The 4,945-nt window shown below is 73.3% G+C and carries 4 protein-coding genes and 1 pseudogene; 2 read left to right on the top strand and 3 right to left on the bottom strand.

What is annotated here, in order from left to right; translation table 11 throughout:
• Positions 1-3 precede the first annotated feature (3 nt).
• Together FHG89_RS00520 and FHG89_RS00515 are read left to right on the top strand one after the other, a co-directional pair.
• Entirely contained in the window at positions 4-891 is an 888-nt protein-coding gene (locus FHG89_RS00520) for an NUDIX hydrolase (RefSeq protein ID WP_139581898.1), read from the top strand.
• Positions 892-1,236: 345 nt separating this feature from the next.
• The gene (locus FHG89_RS00515; RefSeq protein ID WP_139581897.1) at positions 1,237-2,172 is read left to right on the top strand and encodes a CDP-alcohol phosphatidyltransferase family protein; all 936 of its coding nucleotides are present in this window, start codon (positions 1,237-1,239) and stop codon (positions 2,170-2,172) included.
• A gap of 58 nt (positions 2,173-2,230) precedes the next feature.
• On the opposite strand, the gene FHG89_RS00510 is transcribed toward FHG89_RS00515, so the two are convergent.
• From FHG89_RS00510 to FHG89_RS00500, 3 genes and pseudogenes are all read right to left on the bottom strand, one after another.
• A complete protein-coding gene (locus tag FHG89_RS00510; protein WP_139581895.1) occupies positions 2,231-3,484 on the bottom strand; it encodes a phosphatidylserine decarboxylase in 1,254 nt (417 codons plus the stop codon).
• A gap of 494 nt (positions 3,485-3,978) precedes the next feature.
• Positions 3,979-4,218, bottom strand: a pseudogene (locus tag FHG89_RS34360) (hypothetical protein); the annotation flags it as partial.
• On the bottom strand, positions 4,215-4,945 hold a 731-nt coding region (locus FHG89_RS00500), incomplete at its 5' end, for a LiaF domain-containing protein (RefSeq protein ID WP_167517313.1). The pseudogene FHG89_RS34360 and the gene FHG89_RS00500, both read right to left, overlap by 4 nt.

The raw sequence follows: 4,945 nt of genomic DNA, 5'->3' as shown, positions 1-4,945 counted from the left end.
GAACTGGCGCGACGGGTTGGGGTTTACGGGGTTCTGCGGAGCTCTGGGCGGGTTCTGGTTGTTCGGGAGGGCCGGGAGCCGGGTGTGTGGTCGCTGCCCGGAGGGCTGGTCGCGCACGCCGAGCACCCCGAGCGGGCTGTCGTCCGCGCCGTTTCCGGGCAGACCGGGTCGACGGTTGCGGTGGGCCGGCTGCTCGCCGTCGTGGCCGACGTGACCACCTTCGCGGAGGAGGACATCTCGCTGCACACCGACCGGTTGCTCTTCGAGGTGACCGCCCGGGACGGCACCTCGGGCAGCGCCGGAGGTGGCGAGGTGGAGACGCGTTGGGTCACCCTCGAGGAGGCCGCCCGGCTGCCGCTGACGCCGTTCAGCGCCGAACTGCTCGGTCTCCCGGTCACCCCGCTGCCGGCCGGTACGCACCGGTCCACCGAGCCGATCCCGCCGCCGCACCCCGATCGCCGGCTGCGCTTCGGGGCGTACGGGCTGGTCACCGATCCGGCGGGGCGGATCCTGCTCACCCAGATCGCGGACGGCTACCCGGGCGCCGGCAAGTGGCACCTGCCCGGTGGTGGCACCGACCACGGCGAACAGCCGACCACCGGGCTGCTGCGGGAGCTGGTCGAGGAGGGCGGGCAACTGGGTCGGGTGGTGGAGCTGCTCGGCGTGGACAACCTGCACAACCCGGCCGCGCTGGGCCCCGAGGGTCGTCCGCTGGACTGGCACGGCGTACGGGTGATCTATCGGGTGCTGGTGGACGTACCAACCGATGCGGTGGTCACCGAGTCCGCCGGCGGTTCCACGGCCCGGGCCGGCTGGTTCACCCGGGCGCAGGCCGCTGACCTGCCGTTGACCGGCATCGCTGCCTCGGCAATCGGACGACGGGGTCGATAGCACCCCGCTCACTGAGCCGCGATGGTGACCCTCCGGTACAGTCGGGAGAGGGATTGATGGAGGAAACGGGCGTTGATGCCCGGGATGGGAATAAGAGAGCGGTTCGCGCGGTTTAAGCCAGATGGAAGTACCGCCGGCAGCTATCGCCAAGTCCTGTTCCCCTATGCGATGGTGTACTCCGCAAAACGGCTGCCGGGCCATCGAAGGTCCGGCACGAGACAGCCGGACACCCCGCCACGGCGGGCCAGCCGATCCGGTGATGGAGGAAACGTGCCGAGAGCCCCATGGCGCCGGCGTCGTACGACTGACAGTCCGCGCCCCGCAGGGCGTCGCTGGGCGGGCCCGTTGCGCCGCAGCGGCACGTTCGCCCGCCAGGTGCTGCTGGTCCGAGTGGGTCGCCGTGACGACGACCTGCGGACCACCGACCTGGCGCTGCCCGAGCACCGGTACGCCGACCGGCAGCGCCGCCGCTACGGTCTGGACCGGCTCAGCCGGCCGCCGATCGACGCCACCCGCGCGGAGATCGAGGCGGTCATGCCGGTCAGCCCGGCGTTGCCGATGATGCACACCGACGAGGCCACGGCCGGGTCGATCCCGCTGCTCCCCGGCGAGCGCACGGTGGCCCGCCGGATGAAGTTCGGCGTGGTCAACGCCTGCACGCTGGCGAGCCTGATGCTCGGCATGCTGGCCATCTTCCTGGCGATGCAGGGTGAGGTGCGCATCGCCGCCCTGTGCCTGATCGCCTGCGTCATCTTCGACGGGTTGGACGGCGCCCTGGCCCGCCGGCTCGGCGTGGCCAGCCCGTTCGGCGCACAGATGGACTCGCTGGCCGACATGTGCTCGTTCGGCCTCGCCGCGCCCGTCGTGGTGTACGCCTCGCTCGCCGGCTCCGTCTCGACGGCCGCCGCCGCGGTGGCGTGTGCGCTGGTCGCGGCGTGTGCCGCGATCCGCCTGGCCCGCTTCAACGTCTCACCGAAGGACGGCCGCTTCTTCTGCGGTGTGCCCACCACCATGGCCGCCGCGGTGCTCGCGGTGACCGTGGCGATCGGCCTGCCGGTGCCCGGTCCGGTGCTGGTCGCCGGGGTGGCGCTCCTCGCCTTCGCGATGGTCTCCAGCTTCCCGTACGCCAAGCTCGCCCGCCTGGTCAAGATGCCGCCGTGGCTGTGGCTGGCCCCGGTGATCGGCGCGCTTGTCGACATCCGACTCACGTTCGCCCTGATCGTGGTGGGCTACCTGGTCAGTGGCCCGGTGCTCTGGTTGCGGCAGCGCCGTACCGCCTGATCGAGCACGCAGAACGGGGCGCCGCGAACAGCGGCGCCCCGTTTCTCGTTCTGTCGGGTCAGCGCCAGCGGGCGATGACCGTGGCGCCCCCGACGACCTTGTCGCCCGGCCCGACCAGCGGGTCGGCGGCGTCGGCCGGCAGGTACACGTCGGTGCGCGAGCCGAACCGGATGAGGCCGAAACGCTCGCCCTTCGCCAGCAACGCGCCGATCGGCGCGCGCTGCACGATCCGGCGGGCGATCAGCCCGGTCCGCTGTGCGACGACCACCGTGCCGCGCGCGGTGTCCAGCACGGTGTACGCCGCCACGTTGTGCTCGGCGTCCGGCTTCATGGCGTTGACGAAGCCGCCGTCGGCGACGAAGTAGTCCACCACCTTGCCGGCGACAGGCGCCCGGTTGACGTGCACGTCCAACACCGACAGGAACACGGCGATCCGCAGCCACTCGCCGTCGCCGAAGCGCTCGTCGTGCAGCCGCTGCACCGACAGGACCTGCCCGTCGGCGCTGGCGACCACGGCGCTCGGGTCCTCCGGCACGTCCCGCTCCGGGTCCCGGAAGAACGCGGCGACCGGGGCGGCGGCCAGCGCGGGCAGCAGCCACAGCTTCGACGACGGACGCGCCACCCGGGCCAGCGCGGCCAGGCCCAGCGTGATGCCCGCCGCCGCCACACCGTTCGAGTCGATGTGCATCCCGCGGGTCAGCGGCACGCTCGACGGTCGGTACGCCGGGGTCAGCCGGTCCGCCGTGGCCGGGTCGGCCGGGGTGAACCGCAGCCGGTGGATCCGCAGCGGCGGTGAGTTGCGCAGCACCAGGTCGGCGCCGACCCCGTGCAGGGCGTCCTGCCGGGCCAACTCGGCGGCGGCGCCGGCCGTCCGGCCGGGAGTGGCGGTCGTCGCCACGCTCAGCACCGCACCGTCGGCGAGGTACTTGACCAGCCCTTCGACGCCGCTGCGGGTCTCCTCGACGGTGCCGGCGAAAGCCTCGCCGGCGATGACCACCGCAGCGGCCTCCGCCTCGGCGAGCGAGTCGACCACGCGCACCCGCTCGGACACCCAGCGGCCCTGTGCGGTGACGTGCTCGCGGAGCAGGTTGGCGTCGGACGACTCGGCGGGCACCACGGTGAGCCGGTCGCCGGGGAGCAGCGCCTCGATCGCCGCGGCCAGCACTGCGGAGTCCGGGCTCGCCCCGACCAGCAGGGCGGCCTTGGCATCGTTGATCCGGGCCAGCTCGGTGACGAGCGTTCGGGCGGCTCGCTCGCCGATACGGACCGGACCGGACCGACCGGTGGTACGCACGGCGGGGGACTGGGTCATGTCGGACGGGCTCCTGACGGGGTAGCGACGGGAATCGCGGCGGGACCGCCATGGCGGGTCGGGCCGGCCGGCGGAGGCGAGATCTCCACCGGCCAGCATATGCGCCTGCCCGCGCCGGCCGCACCGCCGAGGCGGTGGAGCCGGCCGGCGGGTCACGGCTCGGTGCGCCGCCCCTCCCGCTCGTCCACCGGCCGGTCGTCGGCGGCCGGCACCGGATGATCGACCCGGGTCGGCTCGTCACCGGTCGGGCCGGCCTGATCAGGAACGGGTGCGGTGTCCGGCTCCGGCGGCGAATGGGCCAGCCAGGCCGGGTGGATCACGTCGCTGGTCGGTGCCTCCGGTGTGCGGAACTCCGCCGTCGGTGCCTCCGGTGCCCGGAACTCCGCGGTCGGTGCCTCCGGTGCCGTGGGGGCGTCCCAGGTGGAGCGTTCGGCTTCCCAGCTGGGCAGGGGCGCCCCGGAGGTCGGGACGCCGACCGCGGTGAGCGACGTGGTCGCCCCGGAGACGGGTGCTGTGGCGGCGGTCTCAACTGTCGACTCCGGCTGGGCCGGCCGGCCGGAGCGCAGCGCGCCGACCAGCCCGAAGACGCCGATCAGGATCAGCGCGCCGGCCAGGAACCAGCCGACCGGCGGTAGCGCGAGCCCGAGCAGTTGGGCGAGCAGCCACCAGGCGGACAGCGCCAGGAACACCAGCCCGAAGGCGAATGACACCAGGTCGGTGCGGTGAGCCTTCATCGGGTCACCTCCAGGTTTCCGGCATTGACGTGGATGTACAGGCGTAGCGTCCCGCCGCCGGCACCGTCCGCGCCGAGGTCGGTGGACTCCCGCAGGCGGCCGTCCAGCCCGCCGGAGTGGTTGCCGAAGATGGTGGCGTCGCCCGCGTTGACGTCGGCCACAGTGGTGACGTCCACGTTCGGCGGGACGACCACCGTCGCCTGGCCGAAGTTGATCGCCACGGTCACCTGGGTGTCCCGTTTCGCGAAGTCGATCCCGCGCAGGTCGAGCACGGCGTCACCGAAGCTGTTCTCGTACCGGTCGGCGAGGTCGCGGTAGTCGGTGGGCGCCCAGGTGACCGCGCCGTCGACCCCCCGGATCCGGTCGTACGACTCGGCGACCGTCGCCGTGCCCAGCGCGGCGGCCGTCACCAGACCGAGCGCGATCAGCCAGCGGGCCCGGCCGAACCAGGTGCCGACCAGCAGACCCAGCCCGATGGTGGCCAGCGCGGCCGCGAAGTACGCCGACGCGCCGATGTTGAAGACGTCGAGCAGATCGAGCAGGGCGACCAGGCCGAGGGCCAGGAAGATCAGGGAGAAGGTCACGGCGCCGAGCGGCGAGCGCTCCTTGGGCCGCTTCGGCGGCTTCGGTGGCTTGCGCGGGGGGTACGCGGGCGGTGTCGGTGAGGCGTACGGGCCGTGCGGGGCGAACGGGGGCCGGTAGCCGCCCGGTGCCGTCGGGGTGCCGG

The organism is Micromonospora orduensis, from assembly GCF_006228125.1.
GTDB lineage: Bacteria > Actinomycetota > Actinomycetes > Mycobacteriales > Micromonosporaceae > Micromonospora > Micromonospora orduensis.
The sequence above is the reverse complement of the archived record's forward strand: the minus strand, read 5'-3'. Positions and strand labels throughout refer to the sequence as shown.